This is a genomic window from Nitrospira lenta (genome assembly GCF_900403705.1).
Taxonomy (GTDB): domain Bacteria; phylum Nitrospirota; class Nitrospiria; order Nitrospirales; family Nitrospiraceae; genus Nitrospira_D; species Nitrospira_D lenta.
In genome coordinates this window covers 425,989-451,005 of record NZ_OUNR01000012.1, presented here as the reverse complement: position 1 = coordinate 451,005, position 25,017 = coordinate 425,989, and the positions used below count along the sequence as shown (strand labels likewise).

25 protein-coding genes are annotated in these 25,017 nt (G+C 58.8%); 14 read left to right on the top strand and 11 right to left on the bottom strand.

Going from position 1 to position 25,017, the window contains the following annotated elements; all coding sequences use genetic code 11:
• Window positions 1-12 precede the first annotated feature (12 nt).
• From NITLEN_RS08490 to NITLEN_RS08480, 3 genes are read right to left on the bottom strand one after another with little or no spacing between them, the layout of a single operon-like run.
• On the bottom strand, window positions 13-1,377 hold the full coding sequence (locus NITLEN_RS08490; protein WP_181416727.1) for a HEAT repeat domain-containing protein: 1,365 nt from the start codon (window positions 1,375-1,377) through the stop codon (window positions 13-15).
• A gap of 5 nt (window positions 1,378-1,382) precedes the next feature.
• Window positions 1,383-1,838: a hypothetical protein gene (locus NITLEN_RS08485; protein WP_146216143.1), complete on the bottom strand. Its 456-nt coding sequence runs from the start codon at window positions 1,836-1,838 to the stop codon at window positions 1,383-1,385.
• A gap of 7 nt (window positions 1,839-1,845) precedes the next feature.
• A complete protein-coding gene (locus NITLEN_RS08480) occupies window positions 1,846-2,868 on the bottom strand; it encodes an alkaline phosphatase family protein (RefSeq protein WP_181416726.1) in 1,023 nt (340 codons plus the stop codon).
• 71 nt (window positions 2,869-2,939) lie between these two features.
• On the opposite strand from NITLEN_RS08480, the gene NITLEN_RS08475 reads away from it, so the two are divergent.
• From NITLEN_RS08475 to NITLEN_RS08465, 3 genes are read left to right on the top strand one after another with little or no spacing between them, the layout of a single operon-like run.
• The gene (locus tag NITLEN_RS08475) at window positions 2,940-4,334 is read left to right on the top strand and encodes a hypothetical protein (protein WP_146216142.1); all 1,395 of its coding nucleotides are present in this window, start codon (window positions 2,940-2,942) and stop codon (window positions 4,332-4,334) included.
• 3 nt (window positions 4,335-4,337) lie between these two features.
• Window positions 4,338-4,904, top strand: coding sequence for a hypothetical protein (locus tag NITLEN_RS08470; protein ID WP_121989158.1), 567 nt, complete (start codon window positions 4,338-4,340; stop codon window positions 4,902-4,904).
• 51 nt (window positions 4,905-4,955) lie between these two features.
• Window positions 4,956-6,233 (top strand): hypothetical protein, encoded by a 1,278-nt coding sequence (locus NITLEN_RS08465; protein ID WP_121989157.1) that lies wholly within the window; start codon window positions 4,956-4,958, stop codon window positions 6,231-6,233.
• Here NITLEN_RS08465 and NITLEN_RS08460 read toward each other — a convergent pair.
• The 3 genes from NITLEN_RS08460 to NITLEN_RS08450 all read right to left on the bottom strand — a co-directional run bounded on the left by NITLEN_RS08460 (window position 6,230) and on the right by NITLEN_RS08450 (window position 8,961).
• Window positions 6,230-7,096 carry a hypothetical protein gene (locus NITLEN_RS08460; RefSeq protein WP_121989156.1) on the bottom strand — a complete coding sequence of 289 codons (867 nt, stop codon included), beginning with the start codon at window positions 7,094-7,096 and terminating at the stop codon, window positions 6,230-6,232. The genes NITLEN_RS08465 and NITLEN_RS08460 overlap by 4 nt on opposite strands.
• 186 nt (window positions 7,097-7,282) lie before the next feature.
• Window positions 7,283-8,122, bottom strand: a complete 840-nt coding sequence (locus tag NITLEN_RS08455) for a uroporphyrinogen-III synthase (RefSeq protein ID WP_121989155.1) — start codon at window positions 8,120-8,122, stop codon at window positions 7,283-7,285.
• 8 nt (window positions 8,123-8,130) lie between these two features.
• Window positions 8,131-8,961 carry a formylglycine-generating enzyme family protein gene (locus tag NITLEN_RS08450; protein ID WP_121989154.1) on the bottom strand — a complete coding sequence of 277 codons (831 nt, stop codon included), beginning with the start codon at window positions 8,959-8,961 and terminating at the stop codon, window positions 8,131-8,133.
• 222 nt (window positions 8,962-9,183) lie between these two features.
• On the opposite strand from NITLEN_RS08450, the gene NITLEN_RS08445 reads away from it, so the two are divergent.
• The 3 genes from NITLEN_RS08445 to NITLEN_RS08435 are packed head-to-tail and all read left to right on the top strand — an operon-like array spanning window position 9,184 to window position 12,318.
• Window positions 9,184-9,621 (top strand): VOC family protein, encoded by a 438-nt coding sequence (locus NITLEN_RS08445; RefSeq protein WP_121989153.1) that lies wholly within the window; start codon window positions 9,184-9,186, stop codon window positions 9,619-9,621.
• Between the two features lie 3 nt (window positions 9,622-9,624).
• The gene (locus NITLEN_RS08440; protein ID WP_121989152.1) at window positions 9,625-11,256 is read left to right on the top strand and encodes an MBL fold metallo-hydrolase; all 1,632 of its coding nucleotides are present in this window, start codon (window positions 9,625-9,627) and stop codon (window positions 11,254-11,256) included.
• Window positions 11,257-11,295: 39 nt separating this feature from the next.
• Window positions 11,296-12,318 carry an NAD-dependent epimerase gene (locus NITLEN_RS08435; protein WP_121989151.1) on the top strand — a complete coding sequence of 341 codons (1,023 nt, stop codon included), beginning with the start codon at window positions 11,296-11,298 and terminating at the stop codon, window positions 12,316-12,318.
• Between the two features lie 349 nt (window positions 12,319-12,667).
• On the opposite strand, the gene NITLEN_RS08425 is transcribed toward NITLEN_RS08435, so the two are convergent.
• Together NITLEN_RS08425 and NITLEN_RS08420 are read right to left on the bottom strand one after the other, a co-directional pair.
• Window positions 12,668-13,219 carry a hypothetical protein gene (locus tag NITLEN_RS08425; RefSeq protein WP_121989149.1) on the bottom strand — a complete coding sequence of 184 codons (552 nt, stop codon included), beginning with the start codon at window positions 13,217-13,219 and terminating at the stop codon, window positions 12,668-12,670.
• Between the two features lie 188 nt (window positions 13,220-13,407).
• Window positions 13,408-14,088, bottom strand: a complete 681-nt coding sequence (locus tag NITLEN_RS08420; RefSeq protein WP_121989148.1) for an HAD family hydrolase — start codon at window positions 14,086-14,088, stop codon at window positions 13,408-13,410.
• Window positions 14,089-14,280: 192 nt separating this feature from the next.
• Between NITLEN_RS08420 and NITLEN_RS08415 the strand changes: the two genes are divergently transcribed.
• Window positions 14,281-16,293 (top strand): monovalent cation:proton antiporter family protein, encoded by a 2,013-nt coding sequence (locus NITLEN_RS08415; RefSeq protein WP_121989147.1) that lies wholly within the window; start codon window positions 14,281-14,283, stop codon window positions 16,291-16,293.
• Window positions 16,294-16,364: 71 nt separating this feature from the next.
• On the opposite strand, the gene NITLEN_RS08410 is transcribed toward NITLEN_RS08415, so the two are convergent.
• Window positions 16,365-17,453, bottom strand: coding sequence for an aromatic ring-hydroxylating oxygenase subunit alpha (locus NITLEN_RS08410; protein WP_121989146.1), 1,089 nt, complete (start codon window positions 17,451-17,453; stop codon window positions 16,365-16,367).
• A gap of 177 nt (window positions 17,454-17,630) precedes the next feature.
• On the opposite strand from NITLEN_RS08410, the gene NITLEN_RS08405 reads away from it, so the two are divergent.
• From NITLEN_RS08405 to NITLEN_RS08385, 5 genes are all read left to right on the top strand, one after another.
• Window positions 17,631-18,173, top strand: coding sequence for a DsrE/DsrF/DrsH-like family protein (locus tag NITLEN_RS08405; RefSeq protein ID WP_245924414.1), 543 nt, complete (start codon window positions 17,631-17,633; stop codon window positions 18,171-18,173).
• 26 nt (window positions 18,174-18,199) lie between these two features.
• The gene (locus NITLEN_RS08400; RefSeq protein WP_121989145.1) at window positions 18,200-18,442 is read left to right on the top strand and encodes a sulfurtransferase TusA family protein; all 243 of its coding nucleotides are present in this window, start codon (window positions 18,200-18,202) and stop codon (window positions 18,440-18,442) included.
• Window positions 18,443-18,544: 102 nt separating this feature from the next.
• Entirely contained in the window at window positions 18,545-20,038 is a 1,494-nt protein-coding gene (ftcD, locus tag NITLEN_RS08395) for a glutamate formimidoyltransferase (protein ID WP_121989144.1), read from the top strand.
• A 50-nt stretch (window positions 20,039-20,088) separates the two neighbouring features.
• Window positions 20,089-20,283, top strand: a complete 195-nt coding sequence (gene rpsU, locus NITLEN_RS08390; RefSeq protein ID WP_121989143.1) for a 30S ribosomal protein S21 — start codon at window positions 20,089-20,091, stop codon at window positions 20,281-20,283.
• 78 nt (window positions 20,284-20,361) lie between these two features.
• Window positions 20,362-21,021, top strand: coding sequence for an endonuclease III domain-containing protein (locus tag NITLEN_RS08385; RefSeq protein ID WP_121989142.1), 660 nt, complete (start codon window positions 20,362-20,364; stop codon window positions 21,019-21,021).
• Here the strand turns inward: NITLEN_RS08385 and NITLEN_RS08380 are convergent.
• Window positions 21,018-21,437 carry a hypothetical protein gene (locus tag NITLEN_RS08380; protein WP_121989141.1) on the bottom strand — a complete coding sequence of 140 codons (420 nt, stop codon included), beginning with the start codon at window positions 21,435-21,437 and terminating at the stop codon, window positions 21,018-21,020. The two genes, NITLEN_RS08385 and NITLEN_RS08380, sit on opposite strands and share 4 nt — an antisense overlap.
• 7 nt (window positions 21,438-21,444) lie before the next feature.
• Window positions 21,445-21,804: a hypothetical protein gene (locus tag NITLEN_RS08375; RefSeq protein ID WP_121989140.1), complete on the bottom strand. Its 360-nt coding sequence runs from the start codon at window positions 21,802-21,804 to the stop codon at window positions 21,445-21,447.
• Between the two features lie 119 nt (window positions 21,805-21,923).
• On the opposite strand from NITLEN_RS08375, the gene NITLEN_RS08370 reads away from it, so the two are divergent.
• Both NITLEN_RS08370 and polA read left to right on the top strand, forming a co-directional pair.
• Window positions 21,924-22,355, top strand: a complete 432-nt coding sequence (locus NITLEN_RS08370; RefSeq protein WP_121989139.1) for a PGPGW domain-containing protein — start codon at window positions 21,924-21,926, stop codon at window positions 22,353-22,355.
• Between the two features lie 6 nt (window positions 22,356-22,361).
• Entirely contained in the window at window positions 22,362-25,016 is a 2,655-nt protein-coding gene (gene polA / locus NITLEN_RS08365) for a DNA polymerase I (protein WP_121989138.1), read from the top strand.
• The last annotated feature ends 1 nt before the right edge of the window (window position 25,017 follow it).

The following is a 25,017-nucleotide window of genomic DNA, read 5'->3' as shown; positions in this document are numbered from 1 at the left end:
GTTCCCGAAGCACTAGCTAGACTTGGCGACGTCGCCTGACGGCCCGAACCGGCCGGTATCGCCCAACGGCCGATCGACGCGGAGATTGTCCGCCTTGCTGGAGCTGATCTGCACTTCTTCCGCAGGAGGCGACCAGCCCAGCGTTTCCAATGTTTCCAGGACGATCAACCGGAGCGCATCTTTGGCCGTCAGTCGAACGGATGCATAGGACAGCACCCGCTCGCCCTCGGCTTCCACTTCGGACGCCTTTGGGTCATAGAGAAACGCAATCAACGGTTCAATGGCCGTGTCCCCGATCACGGTGAGGGCTTGAGCGGCCTTTTCTCGCAACACGCCATCCTTCAACAACATAATGAGATCGGGAATGACTGAGGGATCGCGGAACTGCCCGAGGGCCGTGGCCGCCGCTTCCTTGATGAAGGCATCTTCGCTCACAATACAACCCGGCGTCGGAGTGCCCTCTTGCTTGATGCCCTTTCCCTTCAAGGCATCCAAGACGGCCGGCAAGGCCCGCGGATCGCCGATCATGCCGAGGGACGCAATCGCATGCCGCTTGACGACGCCGTCTTTCATGGCTTCTAACAGGGCATCGATGGCTCGCGAGTCGCCGATCATGCCTAAGGCAATCGTGGCATCCTCACGAACGGCCCGATCCGGATCTTTCAACGTGGCAATCAACGCATCGACGACATTGGCATCGCGAACCCACGTCCGGCCGATTTGATAGTCGGTGGTCATCCCGCCCAGTGCCCGGGCTGCATGGCACCGCACGACGAAATCCTTGTCTTTCAGCGCCTCGACCAGCGGGTTGACCGACGCCTGCCCGATACAGATGAGTGCAGTCCCGGCAGTTTCACGTACGATCTTTGATGAATCCCGGAACAGCTTGATCAACCCCGGAACGGCCTTCGCGTCGCGAATCTTCCCCAGGGCTTCAGCCGCAGCGCTCTTCACCGCACCATCGCGATCGCGACAGACGGCAATGAGAGCATCGACCGCCGACTCGTCACGAATCTCTCCGCAGGTCTTTGCCGCATGTTCCCGAACCCGCCACCGTTCATCTTTCAACGCCGCGATCATGCGATCGACAACCGTCGGGCCCATCTTCGCCGTCGCCTCGACAGCCTGATTGCGCACTTCCATGATGGAATCGTTGAACAGACCGACCAGCGCCTCCAGCGCCTTCGGCCCGCCGATCTTTGCCACGGCACACCCGGCATAGGCCCGCACGGACCAGAAATCGTCACCGCAGGCGCTCACCAGAGGGTCGATGGTCTTGGGATCGCCGAGTTCGGCCAGGGCTTTCGCCGCCTCCTCACGCGTCGCATCATCGACATCTTCGAGCGCTTCCAACAAATCTTCTAGAGATTGCGTCATAGTAGTTATGGCTTCTGTTCGTAATACTGATCGCGCTGCCCCCCGTGGGGATACGTCCGTTTGCACTTGATCACCAGCGTCTGAGTGCCGCGGCCCTCGACACATTGATCCAGGGCCTTCGAAAACTCCACCATCCCGGAGAGATTCACGGCGAAGGGGAAATCGAACGTGAAGGCGATGAATTTGTATTTGCCCGGCTTGAGCTGCAATTCCCGTCGTTCGGACGTCTTCGGCGCATCCAGCGAATCCGGATCAGAGTGATAGATGGATGGCGTCGCGCCCGGGACTTGCCACCACGAGGCCGGCACCAACTGCGTTGCGTCGATTGTGATGGGATGCTCCCTGAGATGAGCCGGCGGCGGGCCGGCTTGCCCACTCAGCGGCCAGGCGCACACCAGCACTCCGAACATCGCCGCCCCTGCGAGGGCGACACCCCATTGACGAGAAAATCGTGTCCTCATAATCGCCCTATTGTTTCTTGGACGAGGCCGCGACCGGCGCGACCGCCGCCGATTGAAAAATTTCTTCGACCGCTTTGCTGTCCCATTCCGTATGGGTCTCAAGTCCGAGCATGCGCATGACCGTCGCTCCGGTATCGATGATCGAGACCGGCTGGTGGATGACCTGCCCATGCTTGATCCCTACTCCTGACGCAATCCACGGCACCATCGGAGTACCCGCCGTAGTAGCCGCTTCACCGCTCAGATCCGTCCCGGGGCCGCTGAGCGCCGTGACCAACACCGTGGTCCGGTTGGAGAGGCCATGCTCTTTGAAGACATCCAACACAGACTTCATCGCACTATCCACTGCCTGCAACGCCTGGCGGTACTCCTTGGAATTCCACCCGTGCGCCACCCCGGCCCGGCCGGCTTCCGGTAAATGCACGACCAACAGATGGGGAACCGAGAGAATCGCATGGCCATAGCCGGAGCCGCTCGTGGCTTTCTGGAAGTACTGCCGAATATAGGACACGATCTTCTCGGAACGGCACTCAGGGCGCAATGCGCCGCATAACTGATAGTCGGTGTACACCTCCGGCCTCGCCAGCTGGTAGAGCGACTCGTCCATATAGAAAATGGCGCTGTCGCGGCCGCCGCTTAAGTCCAGGTAGTCGAACATGCTGGGGGAGCGCGGATAGCCGCGGCTGAATTCGAATACGTTCCAGGTGATGCCGTGCTTTTCGACCGGCATTCCGGTCACAATCGATGCCATCGTCGGCAACCGCAAGGCCGGATTGACCCCTGTGGCGGACCAGGTGACCGCGCCGTCTTTCACCAGTTTACTAATAACCGGCATCGCACCGCCCTTGAGCGAATCCTGGCCAAATCCCTCAAGAACAAACAAAATGACATGCTCAGAATCCCCCTGGACCGGCTCCCTCGCTTGAGGTGTCGACGAGGCATAGGCGCCTCCGGCCCCTCCCAAGATCTCAAGCCCCAGCATAGAGAGACCGACAACGACCGTAAGCAAATAGCGAGATAAACGGTTCATAGACATACGTCGTTTCCTTTCACCCAGTAAGGGGATGCGTACCTTAGCACGCGAATTTTCTGGAAGGCAAGATGGCTGCAGAAGGCGCGGATCGCCTGGCGAAACGGGTTGCCCGGTGTTATGCTGAATTCGTCCGGTCCGCCAGAATTGCGTCAGCTAACGGGGGCCTGGTGCGTCAGTCCTCTTTTATGGAGAGGGTGAAGGCAATGCCGGCTCAGTCAGGACAACAAGCCATCCCCCCGGTCTCGCAGCAGCGTCCTCACATCGTACTGTCCGCACTACTCCTCATCGCAACCCAGCTCTCGATGGCACTCCCTGCACAAGCTGAAATCCGCGTGGTCACGGCTCAGGGTGAGTATCGGATGGGAGACCGCGACACCCGCGAGGACGCGATCCGAATGGCCACGGAATCGGCCAAACGAACCGCGCTCGAACAGGTAGCGACCTATCTCGAAAGCATCACGGTCGTAGACGGCATGGATGTCACCAAGGATGAGATCCGGACCTATACCGCTGGCCTCGTCCTCGTCCTGGATCAGCAAACCAATACGACGATTGACGGGGACGCCATTGTCGTCAAGGTCGATCTAGTCGCCCAAGTCGATACCGAAGAAGTCGGTCATGCGATTGCCGCGCTCCGCGAGAACGAAGACGCGCGGGTCCAGCTGGCGGCATTGAAACAAGAAAACGAACAGCTCCAGCAGGAACTCGAGGCCGCGAACCTGGCCCTGGCAAATGCTTCAACACCCGATCAAACGCAACAAGCATTTCAACAACGGCAAGAAATTCTCAATCGCGTTCAGTCGAATGCGATGGTCTCGCAGGCCTGGACCGACTGGGTGATTGTCTCGCCGGCCGTCTATCCCTACCCCTGGATCGGCCTGGCGCAGACGCATGCGCTTTTAAATGTCGCCCGGGGCCTCTATCCAAACAGCCCTCACGTAGCCGTCGCCCAACAAGTCATCACGACCAGACAGCCACCGACGCCGCCTCAACCACCGATTCCGCCGACGCCCGGCAATGCTCCGTCCCATATGCCGACTCATCAGATTGTTCCCGGCCCCGGATCTCCGGGCGTGCCGCGCACCCTGAATGAAATCACCCATGCCACCCCAACCGCACCGCCAATCAGCAACCAGCCAGGATCCCACAACTTGACTGACGTACACCAACTCAATCCGTTCCTGGCGCCCTCGGCAAACCAACAGCTCCCGCCGCACGCAGCCACGCGTATGCAACAATTCCTGCGGCAGAATGGCAATTTCAGCCAAGCGCCTGGTCTCAATTCCGGCAGTCAGCCCCCCATCGGCCGACACCTTCCCCCGACCATCAACCAGATCCATCCGCCCACATCTCTTCAAGTCCCGCGGGTCCCCTACCAGGTTGCGCCGCCGCGCGCCTCTGGGGGAGGTGGGGGAGGACACCACGGGGGTGGAGGAGGGGGACATGGGGCACGAGGAAAGTAATCCATGATGCGTACAATCGGAAACATCCTGATCGGACTGAGCTTTGGGAGCACGGCACTTCTCCTCCCTCTTCCTAGCACGGCGGCCGAGCCGAACGAGGTCAACACTCGCGCAGAGCGATCATTCGATCAACTCAAGCGGCACCAAGAGCCACAGAGACCGGCTCAATCAGCCAGGGAAATCCACTCGCTCGCTGAAAACAATCCTGACTCCTATTCCTCAGATCGCTATTGGGTCGGCAAAGGCCACGGTGATTTAGCGAAGGGCAAGATCATCTGTCAGCGCGTCTCGGAACTCTCGGCACGGACCGACTTGGCGAAACAAATCCGTGTGATGGTGAAGGAGCACATGGTCGACCGTGTCCGAGAGCGGACAGGCCGGGAGCCCGAACAGGATATTGAGCTGACCCGTGAGGAGCTGGTCCAAGAATACCTGCTGGGGGTGAAGATCATCGATCGCCAGATCGACGAAGAGCATAAAATCTGTACGGCCACCGCCGTGATGCTCAAGAGTCCTCTTCAGCCGAGGCACGCGCCAGACCTCGATTCAGTCCCTCCCGCATCCCAATAAATGCGAACCTCGTTGCACTTCCGCTTCCACTTGCGGTAGATACCTCTTCCCATGCCGAACGAGAATAACTTCCAGCACGACGAGCTCTCGCGAAAGAGCCCCGGCGAACGATTGACGGCCACCGAACTGACCGGCGGCGCGCTACCTGAATCTCCAGCCTGGTTCGAGAGCATGGCCGACTACGGCACGGCGCTCTCACAAGCGCGCGTTCGCGCCATCGTGTTTCTCCATGGCTCGATCCACGGCAGCGATGTGTTCGGCATGCAACGGCTGGACGAAGTCGGCGGGTTGAAACGCGGCTATTCGCGCGGCGTCTCGGGTGTCGATGCCCTGCTTTCAGCCATGCGGGAAGGAGGAAACGGAATCCCGATCCTCTCGGGAGGGCTCAAGCCTCCGTTTTTGAACGATGCGGCGACCGGAAAGATCGTTGATGGACAAGTCGGCGAGGCCGGCAACTTCACCAATGCCTACGTGGCGCTCTTTCAGCAAGCCATCAACAAGCGCCTCCCTCAACCGATCGCCTGCCAGCGCCTACTCTGGGCCTCAGAACATCACCATCTAGGCCGTGCGGCAGCCGCTGTCCGCTTACTCCATGAACTACACACCCTCTGCGAGACGCAGAAACTGGGCAAGGAAGACCGGATCCTCGTGCAGGCCCACGGACAGGCGGGGTTAGTGCTTGCCCTGGCCTCAAATCTGCTCTGCCCAAGCCCTATTACGAAACGGCCGAAGCTCCTGGGCTTACTAACCGCCTTTGCCGATCAATACAACCAAGCCGACCTGGCCGCCACCGCTCGACGCATCGAACCCCTCCTCGCTGACCATTCCTTGCTGAACGGCGCCACCCTCGATGTCGTCACCATGGGCACCCCGGTACGATACGGATGGGACCTCTCAGGAATGGGGCGCCTGTTGCACATCGTCAATCACCGGAATCTCAGAACGGATGGCAAGACCTGGCTTTCCAAAATGGAACTGCCCCAAGTCACGATGGAAATGCCCATCGCCTGGGGCGGAGACTATGTCCAGCAGTTGGCCGTCGCAGGAAGCGATGCCGTCCCGGCGACGGAAGCAGCAAAAACCGTCAACAAAACTATATGGGAAATGGTCGAGCCCTACGATGGGTTCGAACGCTGGTTGGAGTGCGCCCGCCGCGCCGTACGGTTCCCCAGCGAAGGTAGTTGCCTGCTGGTCGACTACAAAGACTGCACGAACTCCACGAATGTCCAAGAGCACTACTACGGTCACGCCGCCTACACGCGATTAAACGCCATGCTCTTCAACACGTCCGAGATCCTTCGATCCCTCTACAAAGACGCCGGGCGCTAACCCTCTCTCAGTTGCACCGCCAGGGGCTCCCACGAAAAGATGCCGTCCAAATAGGCGTGGCCATTCGGGGTCATCGCGACCAGCTCGATGCTTTCATACACGCTGATCGTCGTGCCGCTGCCGGCCGACGCCGACACTTGCATCGTCAACGCCGCGCTCGGCGCCGGTGATGGAATGTCGTGATGGGTCCGCATTTGCGATGGTGCCGCCAGGACGTTCACGAATACCGCCGGCGGCGCTTGACGAAACTCACCGTCGTAGGTCACCCAGAGCCGGGCCGTGGCCGAGACATGGGCATACCATTCGTCACCCACGGCATTAGCTTCGACCCAATTAAAGAGCGTATTCAGCCGCGACATGATCGAAACGGTCGTCGGTTCCAACGAGGCCGGAACCCCCAGCTGCGTGACATACCCAACATGCACATAGCCCAGCGTGTCCCACATTGAGGCATTGGCCCCGACCCGCGCATGGGCTGATTTGTTCGGCATCCCATGCTCCACATAGTGAGGATTCGCACTCAGGCGCAGATACGTGAAGTCTTCGAAAGAACGAATCTGGTCCAGTTTACGGAGCGTTTCATCGCGGCCACCGAACCCGATCGTATTGGGCGCCGACACACTGTCCGCACCGGTAAAAATAAGCTTACTCCAGCCGATCGGCGCAATGCAGGCGGCGCCGGCGGTTCCATTCAGCCTTTCGAGCACCGCCACGCGAGTCTTGATATCGTTGAACACCGATTCGGCGCCCTCTTTCGTTCCACGAACCCGCTCAACCAGCAACGTCTTTTCGAGTTTGCGTTGTTCCTCCAGCTGCCACACGTACGAAGCCGTCTGTTTGTCCAGGTCAAACGCTGTTGCCATCGCATCCCCCTTTTCATAGAACACCCTCTGTGTGAAAACCGAATTCCGCGGAGATCCGCAAGAAAAGTGCCGGGCAGAACCCCGCGAAAGATGGCGATTGCAAAAGACCGCACGAAGCGATCTATCCATCCGGTGCACAGGTTTGAACGAGAGGGAGAATGACCTGGATGAGGATCGACGAGGCGATTAGCGATGCTTAGCGGCGAGCAGCGGAGCAATCTGTTCAGATAATTCCTTCACCAACACACCCATCTTTCCATGCGACGGCTCAAAGTCCACAGGAAGGTCGTAGTGCCGAAGCCGTTCGCTGGCGGTCGGACCGATGGAGGCGATGACGATCCCCTTACAAGCTTCTCTAAACAGAGGGACTTTGCCCTCCTGTTCAAGCAGCTGCATCACCTGATCGATCTGCGCCGCATTCGTGATCAGCATCACGGAGATATCGCCGGCAACCACGTCTGCCAAGACCAGCCTGAGCGGAGTCAGATCTTCCGGAAGTCCCCACTTGTAGACCGGGACGGGAAACACATCGGCGCCGCGGACTCTCAACGCCTCCAGAAAGTCAGGATTGGAACTGCCATATTCCTGCACCGCCACACGCAGCCCTTTGACCGGGCGATATTCATCGAGCGTCGACACGACATCGACCCACGTATTGGGCTCTGGAACAACGAGTGCGGGCGTGATCCCCAGCGCTTTCAACGCCGCCACCGGCTTCGGTCCGCGCGCAACAACGGCCGTTTGTTTGACCCCGACCATGATGGACGACATGGGATGGCGGGCTTTGAGAATGTCGAATAACGCCGTCGTCCCGACGCCGGTCATGAGCACCAGCACATCGACCTGGCCTTCGATGAGCCGAACTCCAAATCGCAGGGCAGTGGGATTATCTTGAATAGGAAGTTCACGGAGGGCGGGGGCCACCGATGGGCGGCCCCCGTATCGTTCAATGAGCCGGGTCATTTCCACGGCCATCCGGCTTTCAAATGCGGCGACGGTAATGCCTGACAACCCCTTCTCACTCATCGGCCACGCTACTTTGTCCCTGCATCCATGGCACAACGGAACCCGGTCGATTCGTTACGGATGGTCGGGTCGCTGTCCACCCGGGTGAAGATGCGGACGGTCGGCGTTTCGTTCTGCCAGCCTGACCCGCGAAGCACGCGTTTGGTCCCGGACTCAGGACCCGTGGGATTTTTCGCCGGACTCTTCTCGTAATACTTGGCGTCGTACCAGTCGTTCACCCATTCCCAGACGTTGCCCGCCACGTCATAGACGCCGAAGGGGCTTTTCCCAAGCTCATAGCTTCCCACCGGCATGAGGGTCTTTTCACCGATCCACTTCTGGTTGAAGTTCAGATGCTTGTTGGTCGGCTCGACATTGCCCCAGGGGAAGCGACGATCGGCAGTCCCCTTGGCCGCCTTCTCCCATTCTGCTTCGGTCGGCAATCGTTTGCCGGCCCACTGGCAATAGGCGTTCGCATCGGCCCAGTCCACATTGACGACGGGCCGGTCGGCGAGCGACTCGGTAATGGTATCGCCCTGCCAGAGATTTCTCGTGGGGTTCGTGGGATTCTGCGGAATACGGTGATTGGTCGCTTTGACGAACTCAAGATAACGGCCGTTAGTCAGTTCAAATTTGTCGATATAGAAATTGTTCACGAATATGTCATGGCGAGGATATTCATCCCGTCCTCCGTCACGATCACCATCCGGGACCCCCATCGGGAATGGGCCTTCAGGTATCAAGACCATCGGGGCGCCATCTTTTCCCTTCGTGTCCTTCTCAAGCCCTCCGGCCACTGTGACCGCCGGCGCTGCAACCAGAACGAGCCCCATAAGCACCATAGAACGTAGAGCATTCATGCCACGATACTCCTTTGTGCAACGATCAATGCGTCATGGTATCACAGCCACACCGCCTTCCACAGGGGCAGAATTTTCGCGATGGATGGTGGACCGCAATACCCTGGGCCACTGCGCCCGCTCCGACACGCAGGAGCAGAATTTCCGTTGACGGGTGAGGCAATGCCTCCCTACTATATGGTCGTTTCAGGTCGATTGATTTGTGAGAACAGGATCGGCTCCATGTCTCTTCCGCTCCATCGAGGACTCCGGCATCTGGCCCTTCGGGTGACCGACCTCCCCACGTCTCGCCGATTCTACGAAGAGTTGCTCGGCATGAAGGTCGTCTGGGAGCCGGATGCCGACAATGTCTACTTCAGTTCAGGGCACGACAATCTGGCGCTCCATCAAATTCCCCAAAACGAACTCAGCGCCTATCGCCCACCCCAGGGCCAATTGCTGGACCACGTCGGCGTGATACTCGACAATCCCCAAACCGTCGACCGGATGTTTACAGAAATTTCTCCGAAGATTGCTCGGCTCGGCGGAACGATCGTCAAACAGCCGAAGCAACACCGGGACGGCAGTTACTCATTTTATTTTTCAGACCCCGACGGCAACGTGATTCAGGCCCTCTACGAACCCACGATCAGCAAGCTCCGCTGGGAAACCGGGACATAGATCATGAGCAGCGTATGGGACCGGCTTCCACGGCAACAATATGTGAGCCTCGCCCCCTGGTGTTGGGTGCAATTGGAAAGCGGAGAAGCGCCCGGTCCGTTCCCCTTCGTGGCCGGCATCGCGCCTGAAGTCGTGGCCAGTCTGCACGAAGCCCATAGTCTATTGTCGAGCTCCATCGATACGGCCATCAGCGACGTGTTCTCGAAGCGCGCCCCGCTGGACGATGCCGATCGGCAGCGGCGGCTGGAAGATGCTTATGCGGAACTGGTGAACTCTCGCCCGTATTTGAAGCAACATATCCGCTGCGGGCGGAAACCCGACGGCACGTTTCAGTGGGAGTTTCCAACCGATCCGACGAAATCAGCGACCGTCACCAACGGCGGCCTGCGCATTTTCCATTCGGTCAAACGGCAGGCCATTCCCATCGGATTCGATCAGCGCCTCCTCGGCCCGGCAGTGGGCAAAGTCCTCGGCATGTTGGACGGCACGCATCAAACCGAAGAAATCAAAACGGTCGTCATGGCCGCACCGCGCGAAGCCCAGCCGCTCTTACTCAAGCTGATTGAGTCCCTGCACCAATACGAGTGCCTGCTCGGCACCGCCCAGCCGACCGTCCGGCAGCGCTGGCTCGACGCCGTGCAGGACCGGGATCTCGTGCATCTCGGACATGCGGCGCTGCTCTACCGCCAGCAATCGCAGATGCTGCTCTTCGATCCCTGGCTGCTCCCCTGGTTTGCGGAATCGTCGGTGCCGTCGTTGTGGGGCGCGTTGCTGCCGAAACCGGCCGCCGTATTTCTCACGCACGACCACGACGATCACGTGGACCCACGGACACTCCTGCATCTTCCCAAAGAAACGCCGATCGTCGTGCCCAGCCGGCGCAACCGCAAGAAACTGCACTACGATTATCTCGGACTCTTACGCGAGATGGGCTTCGGACGAGTGGTTGAACTGGCGCACGGCGAACGCTGGGACTTCGACGGCGGATCTGTCGTGTCGGTGCCGTTTTATGGAGAAGACCCCTGCGATCTCGAAATGCCAAGAAACTGCTATCTGATCCACGACCGCGGGCAAAATATCCTCGTGCATGCCGACAGCGGCCCTACGAACAACGGCCGTTCCGCGCTCAAGGAACAGATCATTCAGCAACTGGTCGAGAAATACGGACCGATCTCGCTCGTGCTCGCATCACAGCAACAACTGCTGGAGGTGCGGAGTTATGCCGCCCATGCCTCGCTGTCTCATCCCGGGAAGTGGCTGGACGTGGGTGAAAACGGCTACCTCACCAATGCCTATCTGTCAGATCTCTGCGCCGCAGCCCAAGCCAAACTCTTTGTCTCCTATGCGACCGGAGGAGCGGACTGGTATCCGGACCACCTCTCGTTCATGTTCAGTCAACGAAATCCTGCCAGAACGGCGCTGCTCACGGCGCATTGGGAACGTCCGGAAAAACTGAAAGACCTTCTCGACGCTCAGGGTTGCGGGTATCATTACGCTCGAGCGCTCGACATCTATCGGGCCAACCAGGACGGTCATGTGGAAGTGGTCTCGTCAGGGGAATCCTTGACACCGCTGGCCTTACACCGTCTGGACCACGGCGATCCCCCGTTCATGAAGTCAGGCGGACGGGCATAAGCACCATCGTGTTAACCACATGTGAAGGAGTGCACGCGAATGGCTGGAGCACCATCCCCAATTCTTGTCACCGGCGTAGCCGGATTCATCGGTTTCCACGTGGCCCAGCGCTTACTGGCGCGCGGCGAACAGGTCATCGGCCTGGATATCGTCAATGACTACTACGATGTCCGCTTGAAGGAAGCACGGCTGGCCCAACTGGCCAATGCCAGCGGCCATCGCTTTCTCAAGTTGAATCTGGCCGACCGAGCAGGGATGAAGGCGCTCTTTGCCGATCACGGAATCAAACGCGTGGTGCATCTGGCCGCCCAGGCCGGCGTCCGCTACTCGCTGATCAACCCCCACGCCTATACCGAGAGCAACATCGAAGGCTTCATGAACATCTTGGAAGGATGCCGGCACGCCAAGGTCGACCATCTGGTATACGCCTCCTCCAGTTCCGTCTACGGCGGGAACACCCATATGCCGTTCTCGATCCACGACAACGTGGACCATCCGGTTTCCCTCTATGCCGCGAGCAAGAAGGCCAATGAGCTGATGGCCCATTGCTACGCGCATCTCTATCGCATCCCCTGCACCGGCCTGCGCTTCTTTACCGTCTATGGCCCCTGGGGACGCCCGGACATGGCTCTGTTCATTTTCACCAAGGCGATTCTGGAAGGAAAACCGATCGAGGTCTTCAACCACGGCAAGATGAGGCGCGATTTCACTTACGTGGACGACATCGTCGAGGGGATCATTCGCACCCTCGATCACCCGGCGACGCCGAATCCGTCGTGGAATGGCGAACAACCGGACCCCGGCACCAGTTCCGCTCCGGCGCGCGTCTATAACATCGGCAACCATCAGCCGGTCGAATTGCTGCATTTCATCGAAGTCTTGGAGAATGCTCTCGGCAAGAAGGCGGAAAAGAAGCTCATGCCCCTGCAGCCCGGCGATGTGCCGGCGACCTATGCGGACATTGACGACCTGGCCAATGATGTGGGGTTCAAACCATCGACACCGATCGAGGAAGGTATCCCTCGATTTGTGAAGTGGTATCGCGAATACTACAAGGCATAAGCCGTTCGATTGTCTGAACAGCCTGTTCGCCCTCGATCCCATCAGCCACGAGCCCTATGGCGCGACGCCGGTTCAAGGATAGGCCGCGCTGAAGACGCTCGTGCACTCTATCGGCGGCACCCTGCGGAAAATCACTATTCCACGCACAGAAAACACACATCTCCCACAACCGAGCAGCGGTCCTGTTTCATGTACAGGGAATCGGGAAAAACGGGAAGCCTGTCGAAGTGAAGGGGGGAAGGGGATTGATCTGTTCGAATTCAATGAAGCCGGCGAGATCCAGACCTTCTGGGCCTACGAGGATCCCGCCATCGTCTTGGCTCAATTGCGTAGCGAAGCCGCCCCGCGCTTACTGGCAGCCGACGGGAATAAACCCTGACCCAAAGATTCTTGCCAACGCGGAATACCGAGTTTGATCATAGAAAGAATAACTGGCACCTCGCTGGTTCTGTCCACTCAGGTCACTGCCGTAGGACGGATCAGAACCAAAGAAAACTCCGCCTCTGGTCTTCTCATTCAACCGGACCCATTCCCAAAACATCCCGCAGATGTCGCCGTGATTTCCTGTTGTTGAGGCATGCCAGTCCTTGGCCCAATCCGGCACATTCTGTGTTCCGTTGGCAGGCCCATATCCCTGAGACACAGGAGCCTGGTAGGGCGGATTGCCGATCGTGCGGGGAATAAGGGGCATGTTCTCCAATGAGGGAACCACCGACAATGGTTTCAGCGGCATTGCCCGGCAGCCGGGTTTTTCTTTATTCGTATAGACCAGTGTTCCATCGGCTTGCGGACATTCCCACGTATGTGACGGTTCCGACGGAGGCGGGGTATCGCTGTGCGCGGGACTCACAGCAGTCAACGCGACCAGCGTCATGACGAAAAATATTTGGTTCACACCCATGGAGCACCTCCGGAAAAAATTATGACCGTGCACCGGACACTCTTCAGCACCACGATGCGAGCCGCGCTCGTACTAGCGACAGCCTACGCAATGGAGGTCACGAGAGTCTATGCCGCTTTGGAGGGGGAAAGGCAGAGCAGGAGCGGGTTTCCCGCGATCAAGTGCGCAAGATTGAACAGCCGGCGCACTCAGGAAAACTGCCGAAGCAGTATGCCGGGATCGACCGCAACCAACGACGGCAGGACTCGATCCGCCTCACGCAATTCATCGGCCTGGTAGGTCGTCGCCAATCCGAGCACGGACATTCCGGCGGCCCGAGCCGCTCGAATACCCGCCTTTGAATCTTCAATGACCAAACACTCATCAGGCCTCAAGAGAGGCCGCACGCCGTCGTTCAATCGCGTCAAGGTCAAGAGATAGATGGCAGGGTCGGGCTTCCCGACCGGACAATCGTCAGCCGACACGATACGTTCAAAGGCCCGTTCGATCGCGGTCCCGTGCAGCGCCCGGTCAATCTGTTCGCGACGGCCGCCGGAAGCGACCGCCAGACGGCACAACGGCCTGGCGGCTTGCACAAACTCAATCACACCGGGAAAGAGCGCCGGCTTCTGCGCAGCCGGATGGCATCGAAACAACTCGGCCTTGCGGTCCTGAATCTGCCTAACCAACTCGGCATCACTCTGGCCCTCACGTGCCGCTATGAGGAGCGCGGTGCAGCTCCGTTCATCCATCCCGAGATAGGTCCCGTAATACTCCGTTGTGGACAGGGCGAGGCCGAATTCGTGGAGCGCCTGACAGAAACACTCCACATGGACCGTCTCATCATCCGCGAGGACTCCGTTAAAATCGAACAGGATGGCGCGAATCATTCAGCTTCTTCTCCTGACATCCCGGACCACTCTACCCACCTCGACGCAGCCCGACAAGAAGCTTTACCTTGTTCGGGACCCTCCGCTGAGGTATTCTCCGCTCTATACCATGGGAATCGTGAGGCGCGATGTGAACGGGATGAGCCGATCTCCCCGCCTGACTCTTCACACTCATTCCTGGCAGGCTTTCGTATGACCGACTACAGCGTCCTCAGCAATCTGCTCGTCATCTTCACGGTGTCCATTGCCGTCGTGTTCGTCTTTCATCAATTCAGGCTCCCGTCCATTGCGGGATTTCTGGTGGCCGGCGCACTGATCGGTCCCCACGGGTTCAATCTGATCTCCGACTCCAGTACCGTTCAAGTGCTGGCGGAAATCGGCGTCGTCCTGTTGCTCTTTACCATCGGCATTGAATTCTCGCTCGTACAGCTGGCGTCGCTGAAGCGCCTGCTCTTCATTGCCGCGCCGATTCAAGTCGGAGGCGTGATCGCCATCGTCTGGGGCGGAGCGATGCTCGCCGGGGTGCCCTGGCAACAAGGCATCTTCTGGGGCTTCCTCATCTCCCTCAGCAGCACCGCTATCGTCTTGAAAGCTCTCGCGGCAAACGGCGAAAGCGAGTCCCTACACGGACGCGCGGCCATCGGCATTCTCGTCTTCCAAGACCTGGCCGTGGTCCCGATGATCCTCCTCGCGCCGATTCTGTCCAGTCCCAGTGAAGGAGCGGCGCTCTCCATTCTGCTCACGCTCGGAAAATCCGTGGTGGTCGTCGGTCTCGTCGTGGCTGCCGCCTGGTATCTCGTACCGAAGCTGCTGGAACACATTGTCCGCAGCCGCAGCCGCGAGTTGTTCCTGCTCACGATCATCGTCCTGTGCCTCGGCATCGCCTGGCTGACGGCGCTCGGCGGCCTGTCGCTAGCCCTCGGCGCCTTCATCGCCGGGCTCGTCATTTCAGAGTCGGAATTCAGCCACCAGGCCATGGCCGAAGTCCTGCCGTTTCGCGACAGCTTCAACAGCCTGTTCTTCGTGTCCATCGGCATCTTAATGGACTGGCGGATCCTGCTGGAATATCCCGCCGTGGTGACCGGCCTCCTCGCCGCCATCCTCGTGATCAAATTTGTGACCGGGGCCGGAGCCGTCCTGGCCGTCGCCGCCCCCCCGCGTTCCGCCGTGATGGCCGGCGTGGCCCTCGCGCAGGTCGGCGAATTCAGTTTCATCCTCGCGCAAGTTGGACAAGAGAACAAATTGCTGACCGGCGTGCCCTATCAAATATTCCTGGCGGTGTCGGTGTGTTCGATGATTATTACTCCGTTCCTCATGCAATGGTCCCCGCACCTCGCCCGCCGGGCTGAAGCGATGCAGCGGCTCCGCCACTGGTTCCCCGGTCGAACGACCGCCCACGTCTTGGAAACGGAAGGGCGGCATCTCCGGATCAAGGATCACGTGATCATCGTGGGATACGGGCTGAACGGGCGAAACCTCGCGCGGGTGCTGAGCGAAACGGAAGTGCCGTATATCGCGCTGGATCTCGACGGCGATACCGTCCAACGGGAAACCACGCATGGACTCCCGCTGTACTACGGCGATGCGACGAACCCGAACGTGCTCCGCCATGTGAAGATCGAAGATGCGCGCGTGTTGGTCGTGGCGATTTCCGATCCCTTCATGGCCCGGCGCACCGTACAGGTGGCCAGAGGGTTGAACCCGAAACTCCACATCGTCGTGCGGACCCGCTACCTGCGGGAACTGGAAGAACTCCATCAGCTCGGCGCCGATGACGTGGTGCCGGAAGAATTTGAGACGTCGATTGAAATCTTCGCGCTGGTGCTCCGCACCTACAATATGCCGCAGGAATTCGTCATGCGGAAGGCCGAGCAGGTGCGCCGGGAAGGGTACGCCCTGTTACGCCGGAGCGATTTGCCGGAACTGGCCCATCATCTTCGCGGGGGAACCCTCAGCGATGTGGAGGTAGAAACCTGCCGGATTGAAGAAGCCTCACCGGCAGCCGGCAAACTGCTTTCCCAACTGTCCCTGCGACCACGGACCGGAGCCTCGGTCATTGCCTGGACCAGAGCGGGAGTGACCGAGTCAAACCCGTCGGAAAAAACCAAACTGCTCCCCGGCGATATTGTGGTGTTACTTGGCTCCCGTGATCAGATCCGCCGGGCAATGGAGTTAATCCTGCCGTCTGAATCCAAAGAACAGTAGCGCCCGCCCGCTGATCTCACTGTCTTCCATCGGATATTGAGCGTGAGGCCCTCTCCGAACGACGGAAACAATCAGCTGCGCCAGCGCAGTGTGACCGGGCCTTTGAGCGGATGATCGAGCGGTTGTCCGGTCTGAAGCGATGCGACATGAGCCGCTTTCAACTTGTGATACCACTTGGCCTGCTGATCAGCATCGCCGACCAGGCGGAACGGCGGCTTGTGCTTGAGCCCGATTGACTGGCGGTCCATCGCCACTTTGTCCTGGGCCAGAAAGCCCTTAGCGAAATACTTGAAAATCGATGAGCCGAACGGCAACCAACGGAAGACGTTCCATGCCGCGCAGAAGTCCATGCGGGTTTCATGTTCCGTAATCGGCGTCATCAGGACCCTGATCGAGACCCACAGCGATCCGCACTGGATCAATTCATACCGCTGATTCGGCAGCACGAAGTCGATCGTGGTGGTGAGCTCTCCCCCGGAAACCCACTTCAATAATTGATACGGCGGGCTATTCTTCGACGGCGCATGGCCGATCATCCGGAATCCGTTTGGGATCGGTTCAAACGTCTTGGCCTTGTCGTGCTGGCTGGCGGGCTTCCGCCACAAACTGCTCTGATGCACATAGGGGCCATGCGCCGGATCCATCAATCCCACCACGCCGTCATCAAGCGTACTGGACAACATCTGCGAATGCTGGAACATCAGATAGGGACTGGATGGAAGCGGATGCCGCATCAGCGGAGGGATCGGCCGGTCCGGATAGCGGCTGTCGCCCATGTAGACCCAGAGATAACCGTCCTGGTCCTGACAGGGATAGGAGGTGACGCAGATTTTCTTGGGGTCGATCGGGGAATCGCTTACGAGGGACGGAATCGCCGCGCACCGTCCGTCGGTTTCAAACTGCCAGCCGTGATAGTAACACTCCACCCGATCGCCCTCCATCCGCCCGAAGGACAGGGGCATCCCCCGATGGGGACACAGATCGAGCATCGCGGAGACACGGCCGTCTTTGGTGCGACAGAGCAAAATCGGCGTACTGAGCAGCGTCACGCCCTTCATGGTGCCAGGGGCCACCTCAGAACTGGTCGCAGCCGCATACCAGAAGCCCAACAGCGGCGGACTGCGTAACGGTGCGGGGTCTTGTTCGAGAACGGTGCTCATGCCGTTATAGTATCCTGCATCATGCAAAAAAACATACGGGCGGGACTATAGCCAGCCCCACGGGTGCGGTCAAGCGCGTCGCCTTGACAAGAAAAAGATACGGAGACTATAGTCAAATCGCCGCGAAAACAGCGGACATTCGCACCGCACAGTCCTATCGCGCAAATTGAGGTACCCATGCAGATGACGCAGCAGATGCCACAAATCGAACCCTCCGCCACGCTGGCGCAGTTGCAGGAATCGAAACCTGACCGGGTGACGATTGTCCTTTTAAGCGGCGACTTGGATCGCGCAATGGCCGCCTTCATCATTGCCACCGGTGCGGCCGCCATGGGCATGCAGGTCACCGTTTTCTTCACCTTCTGGGGCTTGAATACGATCCGCAAGAAAGGGGCGGCCAGTTCGGCCAAGGACTGGCTGCGCCGCATATTCGGCATGCTGAACAAGGGAGGAGCCGACAATCTCCCGCTCTCACGATTCCACTTCGGCGGACTCGGCACCAGCATGATGAAACTCGTGATGAAGCAGAACCGAATGCCGGGGGTGCCCGAGCTGATGGAGACGGCGCTGGATCTGGGCGTGCGGTTCATTGCCTGCACCACGACGATGGGCCTGATGGGCATTACCAAGGACACGTTAATCGACGGAATCGATCAATTCGCCGGGGTCACGACCTATCTGGCCGAAGCCAAACAGGGTAGCGTCAACCTCTTCATATAACTTGTTCACAGACGGAGATACCGACGATGCAGGCTGATGTGAAACTCGACACACTCGGATATTTTTGCCCCATGCCGATTATTCTGACTTCGAAGAAGATCAAGGAACTCACCCTCGGGCAGGTGCTCGAAGTGGTGTCCGACGACGAGGGGATCAAGAAAGACATGCCCGCCTGGTGCGACACGACGGGACATCAACTGGTCGGCATGGAAGAAGAACAGGCCGCCTCTGGCCGGATCTACAAAACCTTCGTCAAGAAAACCAAGTAACGCCGGAGCAGCTTCCTTCGTTGAGGTCAAAGACAAGCCGGAGGGAACTCAGATAGTCCCTCCGGCTTTTTTGTTCTCATCTACTCATCTAATAGAGATCCAATGCCGAAGATCGTCGAGTGCATCCCCAATTTCAGCGAAGGCCGGAATCCCGCTACGATCCAAGCGCTGCTCGCGGCGGTGGAATCGATCCCGGGCATCCGCCTGCTAGATCGAACCAGCGACCCCGATCACCATCGGTCCGTGCTGACCTTTGCAGGCGATCCCGATGCGGTTCTAGAAGCGGCGTTTCACGCAATACAGATCGCAACACAGCTGATCGATCTGCGCCGCCATACGGGAGTCCATCCACGTATCGGAGCGACCGATGTCGTTCCCTTTGTTCCGCTCCAGGGGGTAACGATGGAGGACTGTATTCAACTCGCCCGCCGGCTCGGCAAACGGGTAGGAGGTGAACTGAACATCCCGGTGTTTCTCTATGAACAAGCGGCCGGCCATCCAAACCGGACAAGGTTGGAAGCAATCAGACAGGGAGGGCTGTCCGGGCTGGAGACGCGCATGGCAGCCGACCGAAATTGGCAGCCAGACTTCGGCCCATCTCGTCTCCATGAACGCGCAGGGGCCATTGTCATCGGCGCCAGGCAACCACTGATTGCTTTCAATGTGAATCTGAAGACGGCCGATCTCACTATCGCGAAGACGATTGCTCAGACAATCAGGCAGTCCAATGGCGGTCTGCCTTGCGTGAAAGCCATCGGGGTGCCATTGGCCAGTCGCGGAATGGTGCAGATCTCCATGAATCTCACCGATTACCGCGTCACCTCGATGGACACAGCCTTCCACACGATTCAAACCGAGGCAGCCAAGGCCGGTGTAGAGATAGCCGAAAGCGAACTGATCGGGCTCGTGCCGCAAGCTGCCTTGAATCAGGCCGCTGCGACGCTCTTACATCTCGGGCGCTTCGACCCCACACAAATTCTTGAGACGAGGCTAGCAGGCGCTCATGCCGCTCAACCCGATCCAGGGTCTGAACCAACCCTCAGCGAATTTCTTCGCACGGTATCGGCAGCCACACCGACACCGGCCGGTGGTGCGGTCGCGGCGCTGGCGGGAGCCCTCGCGGCATCATTGGGCACCATGGGAGCTCGAATCGGGAAGCAGACGGAGCCCGAGCAATCGCTCAACAGCCTCAGTCAAAGACTCGCTGACTTGATGCGGGATGACTGCGAGGCCTATGAAGCGGTCTCACGCGCCCGACGTCTCCCTGTAGATCACGCAGACCGTCCCCTGTTTCTCGCAACGGCACTTGAGAAGGCCACAGAGGTTCCGCTCAAAATCGCGGAGCTTGCCTGCGAGGCAGGACACATCATTACAACCGTGCGAGCGGTTCTGTCGCAAGCCGTGCAATCAGATGCAACTGTTGGAATTATCTTGGCTATCGCCGCGACAGAAGCCGGTCTGCATACAGCCAAAACAAATGTAAAATTGCAACGTAATCAGCAGGTTAATGCAGATCAGATACAACGAATCGCCAAGATCGCCAACAGCCTTGAGGAACTCAAGGGGCTATGTTACACTCCGCCGCCTAGTACGTAGTGTCATGGGTGCAGCCAGGCACGGCCTGAGAAAGTTGAAAGTCGGACCGGATGGAAATTAAAGTTTTCAATAACAACGTTGAAAAAGCTCTGAAGGTTGCCAAGAAGAAGCTGGCAGGCGAAGGTTTGTTCCGCGAACTGAAGCGTCGCCGTTTCTACGAAAAGCCGAGCGTCAGGAAAAAAGCGAAGCTGCGCGAAGCTCAGCGCCGCCGTCAGAAGTGGTTGTCCAAGCGGAAGCCTGAGTAGCTGACAGCCTCGGGCTGAGCTTTCCTCGTGCTCTCTCCTCGGTCAGCGTGCTCTTCCACTCTACGCTAGTCGGACCAGATGCGTCAGGACCAGATCCATGCCGCCATCAGGATCGTCAGGCGAGAGATCCGTCAATGGCAGGAACCGGTCGTGGGGGTCGTCGCGCGAGAATCGAACCGCGATCCGTTCCGCATTCTGATTTCCTGCCTCCTCAGTCTCCGCACCAAAGACAAAACCACCGGGGAAGCCAGCGAGCGGCTGTTTGCCCTCGCGTATGAACCCGCCACCATGCTGGCGCTTCCACTCAAGGCCATTGAACAGGCCATTTATCCGGTCTGCTTCTACCGGACAAAAGCCAAATCCATTCACAAAATTTGTCAGCGGATCCTCGGAACCTACGATGGAGTCGTGCCCGATTCCATCGATGAACTGGTCACGCTCTCAGGGGTAGGGCGGAAGACGGCGAACCTGGTTGTCACGGTCGGCTACGGCAAGCCAGGCATCTGTGTGGATATCCACGTGCACCGGATCAGCAACCGCTGGGGCTACATCAAAACCGAAGCACCTGACGAGAGCGAAGAAGCATTGCGCCGGAAACTCCCCCCGCAATACTGGATTACCTTTAACGACCTGCTGGTACCCTTCGGACAGAACCTCTGCCAACCAGTCTCTCCCTGGTGCAGCAAGTGCAAACTGACAGAGTATTGCGATCGGGTGGGAGTAGAGAAATCCCGCTAAATAAACAACTTCGTTTCGGCTTCGGCGGTCAGACTCAAAATGGCGGGGAGCCCTAAGACCTCATCGACGTTCGCCTCAACCGCTTTTCCGTCAACGCCCATATATTCCAGGCCGGCGCTGCAGGCGATCAGGCGAAACTGGCCGACATGCTTGGCATCCTGAAACATTTCGGAAATCTTCGGAACCTTCTTCTCTTTCAGCAGACGGCTGACTTCCTCGGCAGAGTCCGCATACTCCGGCGGAAAGTCGATCTGGTCGATCTTTCCTTCGGCCAACTTCTTGATCGTCCAGAACAACAACACAACAATCACATCTTTGCCCATCGCGGCAGCGGTCATGCCGAGCGTCGCGACTTGATGCAGCTTATCGTAGGTAGCGTTATGCGCGAAGATGACGAATTTGGGCTTCTTGGACATGGTGCCGTTACTTCTTGGCGCGTGCCTTCACGCTATTGATGTAGTCGGCTATGGCCGCGTCGACTTCGGCAGGCACCAACGGCCGGTCGTGGGTTTCGCTTTCATCGACGAGATACTTGTCCTGATCCTTTTCCTGCCGGACCACGACCGTATTTTCCGGAGTCACTTCAATCAGCATAAACCATTCTTTCGCGCCCTGGGTGATGACCACTTCTTTTCCCAGCCCTTTTTTCGTGATCTCAACCTGGAGATCGTCTTTTCCCTCGGCCAGTGCAACTCTAGGAACCGCGCACAGCACCACTCCGAGCACTGCCAAGCAGGCCGAGAACACCAGCAGTCGCCAGGTCATGAGAGCCCGCATACCCATAAAGGATTCACTTCCTCCGATAACACTGCCGCCATTATATGACGCCGTCCGTTGCGAGGTAAACCAGGCGCGCCTGGCCCTTCCGGTTGAGAGGATTCCCATGCTAGGATCTCCCCCGCATGGATGCCTTTCTCGCAACGGTTACACAATATGTCCCGGTCCACGTGCTCATCTGGCTGACCGTCTGCTCACTGGTCGGATTTATCGGTACCCTGATTGCCATTCCATTCATTATGGTGCGGCTCCCAGCCGATTATTTCGACACGCGCACACCACGGCACTGGATGAAGAATTATAACCCGATCATTCGATTGACCGGGCTGATCGTCAAGAATGTGGTCGGCGCCGTGTTTCTGCTGGCCGGTCTCGCCATGCTGTTTCTTCCCGGCCAGGGAATCCTGACCATGCTCATCGGTATCTCGCTCCTTGATTTTCCAGGCAAACGGAAGCTGGAGGCAAAAATCGTCGGTCAACGCACCGTGTTGCAGGCCCTCAATGCCATGCGCGCCAAGTTCGACAAACCACCCCTGACCCTCGCGCCCGATTCGTAAACGGCCATGACGACTGACTCCAGCCGCAAGACGCTCTATCTGATCGACGGGAGCGCCTATATCTATCGCGCCTTCTTCGCCCTCCCCGCCCTAAATAATTCCAAAGGCCTCCAGACGAACGCGGTTTATGGCTTCATGACCACGCTGCTGAAGATCCTGCGCGAACGGAAACCAGACGGCATCGTCGTCGCATTCGATGAGCGCGGGCCGACGCTGCGGCAGCAGGAGTTCAAAGAGTACAAAGCCCAGCGCCCCCCGATGCCCGACGGCATGAGCGCCCAAATCCCCTACATCCATCGAGTCGTAGCAGCCTTGAACATTCCTGCGGTCAAGCAGGCCGGCTACGAAGCCGACGATCTGATCGGCACGCTGGCGCAAAAGGCGGAACACGCCGGCGATGACGTCGTGATCGTCACCGGCGACAAGGACATGCTGCAGCTCATCACGCCGCACGTGCGTATCTATGACCCCGTGAAGGACAAATGGTCCGGCGAACCCGAGTGTGTCGAAAAGTTCGGCGTCGAACCGGCGCGGGTGATCGAGATCATGGGACTTATGGGCGATGCCTCGGACAACATCCCCGGCGTCAAAGGCATCGGTGAAAAAACCGCGATTAAGCTCATCGCGCAGTTCGGCACGATCGACGAATTACTCCGCCGCGTCGAGGAAGTCACCCCGCCCCGCATCAAGGCAATGCTGATCGAACAGGCCGACAACGCCCGGCTCAGCCGCAAGCTGGCAACCATCGACGTCAACAGCCCGGTCGAATTCGACGCGGAAGCCTTCCGGGTCAAGCCGCCGCATCAGGATCAACTAACCGACCTGCTCCGCGAACTGGAATTTACGGCGTTGCTGAAGACCCTTCAACCGGCAGCCAAGCCTGCTGAGACTCCGGCGGCGGCACTCACAATCATACAAGACGAGCCTTCCGCAGAACGATTTGTCGCAAAACTTCCCGCAGGAAGTCCCCTCGCCGTGCAATGTCTGCTCTCGGGCGGATCCAGCATCAGAGCCGACGTACTCGGATTCGCGCTGTCGTCGGGAGGACAGACCGCCTTCTTCCCGCTCGATGTACACACCTACATGCGCCCGATCACGACGCTGCTACAGGACCAGTCGCGCACCAAAGTCGTGCATGATCTGAAAGCCACGCTGCTCGCCTTCCATCGCATCGGCGTCACCATTGCCGGCCCCTATCTCGACACGATGGTCGCGGACTATCTGCTCAACCCCAACCGGCGCGACCACAGCCTTGCGACCATTGCACTGGAGGCCGTCGGCCACCGCCTAGGCGAATCCCACTCCGAGGCCAAGGCGCCGCAGTCGCTCTTCGACGAAGATACCGGCTCGCGCGACGAGGCAGCCGAACAAGCCATGGTGCTGGCCCAGCTGGCGCCGGTCATGCTTGAGCGATTGACCGCCCAAGGCAGCCTGAAACTGTTTCATGACATTGAAATGCCGCTTGTGCCGGTGCTGGCCGAGATCGAACGAAACGGCTTCCTGCTCGACGTCGAGGGCCTGACAGTCTTGAGCAAGGAATTGGAACACGAACTCGACAAGATGATGGGGACCATCGCCGGTCTGGCGGGCGGCGAATTCAACATCAATTCACCGAAACAACTGGCCGTCGTGCTTTTCGAGAAACTCGGCCTCAAGCCGGGCCGCAAAACCAAGACCGGTTATTCGACCGACGAAGACACGCTCACCCAGCTCGCCACCCAGCATGATTTGCCGGCGCAGATCCTGACCTATCGCAGCCTCAGCAAACTCAAATCGACCTACGTCGATGCACTGCCCGAATTGGTGAATCCCGATACGAAGCGGCTCCACACGTCGTTGAATCAAACCGTCGCCGCCACCGGCCGGCTGTCATCGACCGACCCCAATCTCCAGAACATCCCCGTGAAGGGCGACTACGGCCTGCGCATTCGAGAGGCCTTCATCGCACCCAAGGCCCACACCCTGCTCTGCGCCGACTATAGTCAGATCGAACCGCGCATCCTCGCGCATCTGTCGCAGGATCCACGATTGCTCCAAGTGTTCGAGAAGGGCGAAGATATCCATATGGCCACCGCCATGGATATTTTTCATCTCCCCGCGTCGCAGATCACCCGCGAGATGCGGCGGGCGGCCAAGAGCGTCGTCTTCGGCATCGTGTACGGCATCAGCCCCTTCGGCCTCTCGCAGAACATCGGCGTCCCGCAGGCGGAAGCGAAGAAGTACATCGAAACCTATTTTGAAAAGTATGCGGGCGTGCGGGCCTTGATGGATCGGAATATCGCCGAAGGCAAAGAGAAAGGCTTCACCACCACCATCCTGGGGCGGCGGCGGCCGATTCCTGAATTACAGAGCGGCGACCCCGTGCAGCGCGGCTTCGGCGAACGCATGGCGGTGAACAGTCCCATCCAGGGTTCCGCCGCCGACCTGATCAAAGTGGCGATGATCAACGTGAGTAAAGCGCTTCATCACGAGATGCCCCACACAAAGATGATCCTCCAGGTCCACGACGAATTGATCTTCGAAGTGCCTGAGAAGGAACTGGACGAAGCCAAACGGCTGGTGAAACACGAGATGGAAGGTGTGGGCAAACAGCTGCACCTCTCCGTCCCGCTCAAAGTCGATCTCGGCACCGGCCACAACTGGCGCGCCGCGCATCCCTAAC

Bases quoted from the DNA above. Each gene is read 5' to 3' on its own strand.
- NITLEN_RS08490 (WP_181416727.1), bottom strand. From the start codon at position 1,377: ATGACGCAATCTCTAGAAGATTTGTTGGAAGCGCTCGAAGATGTCGAT.
- NITLEN_RS08485 (WP_146216143.1), bottom strand. From the start codon at position 1,838: ATGAGGACACGATTTTCTCGTCAATGGGGTGTCGCCCTCGCAGGGGCG.
- NITLEN_RS08480 (WP_181416726.1), bottom strand. From the start codon at position 2,868: ATGAACCGTTTATCTCGCTATTTGCTTACGGTCGTTGTCGGTCTCTCT.
- NITLEN_RS08475 (WP_146216142.1), top strand. From the start codon at position 2,940: ATGGCTGCAGAAGGCGCGGATCGCCTGGCGAAACGGGTTGCCCGGTGT.
- NITLEN_RS08470 (WP_121989158.1), top strand. From the start codon at position 4,338: ATGATGCGTACAATCGGAAACATCCTGATCGGACTGAGCTTTGGGAGC.
- NITLEN_RS08465 (WP_121989157.1), top strand. From the start codon at position 4,956: ATGCCGAACGAGAATAACTTCCAGCACGACGAGCTCTCGCGAAAGAGC.
- NITLEN_RS08460 (WP_121989156.1), bottom strand. From the start codon at position 7,096: ATGGCAACAGCGTTTGACCTGGACAAACAGACGGCTTCGTACGTGTGG.
- NITLEN_RS08455 (WP_121989155.1), bottom strand. From the start codon at position 8,122: ATGAGTGAGAAGGGGTTGTCAGGCATTACCGTCGCCGCATTTGAAAGC.
- NITLEN_RS08450 (WP_121989154.1), bottom strand. From the start codon at position 8,961: ATGAATGCTCTACGTTCTATGGTGCTTATGGGGCTCGTTCTGGTTGCA.
- NITLEN_RS08445 (WP_121989153.1), top strand. From the start codon at position 9,184: ATGTCTCTTCCGCTCCATCGAGGACTCCGGCATCTGGCCCTTCGGGTG.
- NITLEN_RS08440 (WP_121989152.1), top strand. From the start codon at position 9,625: ATGAGCAGCGTATGGGACCGGCTTCCACGGCAACAATATGTGAGCCTC.
- NITLEN_RS08435 (WP_121989151.1), top strand. From the start codon at position 11,296: ATGGCTGGAGCACCATCCCCAATTCTTGTCACCGGCGTAGCCGGATTC.
- NITLEN_RS08425 (WP_121989149.1), bottom strand. From the start codon at position 13,219: ATGGGTGTGAACCAAATATTTTTCGTCATGACGCTGGTCGCGTTGACT.
- NITLEN_RS08420 (WP_121989148.1), bottom strand. From the start codon at position 14,088: ATGATTCGCGCCATCCTGTTCGATTTTAACGGAGTCCTCGCGGATGAT.
- NITLEN_RS08415 (WP_121989147.1), top strand. From the start codon at position 14,281: ATGACCGACTACAGCGTCCTCAGCAATCTGCTCGTCATCTTCACGGTG.
- NITLEN_RS08410 (WP_121989146.1), bottom strand. From the start codon at position 17,453: ATGAGCACCGTTCTCGAACAAGACCCCGCACCGTTACGCAGTCCGCCG.
- NITLEN_RS08405 (WP_245924414.1), top strand. From the start codon at position 17,631: ATGCAGATGACGCAGCAGATGCCACAAATCGAACCCTCCGCCACGCTG.
- NITLEN_RS08400 (WP_121989145.1), top strand. From the start codon at position 18,200: ATGCAGGCTGATGTGAAACTCGACACACTCGGATATTTTTGCCCCATG.
- ftcD (WP_121989144.1), top strand. From the start codon at position 18,545: ATGCCGAAGATCGTCGAGTGCATCCCCAATTTCAGCGAAGGCCGGAAT.
- rpsU (WP_121989143.1), top strand. From the start codon at position 20,089: ATGGAAATTAAAGTTTTCAATAACAACGTTGAAAAAGCTCTGAAGGTT.
- NITLEN_RS08385 (WP_121989142.1), top strand. From the start codon at position 20,362: ATGCGTCAGGACCAGATCCATGCCGCCATCAGGATCGTCAGGCGAGAG.
- NITLEN_RS08380 (WP_121989141.1), bottom strand. From the start codon at position 21,437: ATGTCCAAGAAGCCCAAATTCGTCATCTTCGCGCATAACGCTACCTAC.
- NITLEN_RS08375 (WP_121989140.1), bottom strand. From the start codon at position 21,804: ATGGGTATGCGGGCTCTCATGACCTGGCGACTGCTGGTGTTCTCGGCC.
- NITLEN_RS08370 (WP_121989139.1), top strand. From the start codon at position 21,924: ATGGATGCCTTTCTCGCAACGGTTACACAATATGTCCCGGTCCACGTG.
- polA (WP_121989138.1), top strand. From the start codon at position 22,362: ATGACGACTGACTCCAGCCGCAAGACGCTCTATCTGATCGACGGGAGC.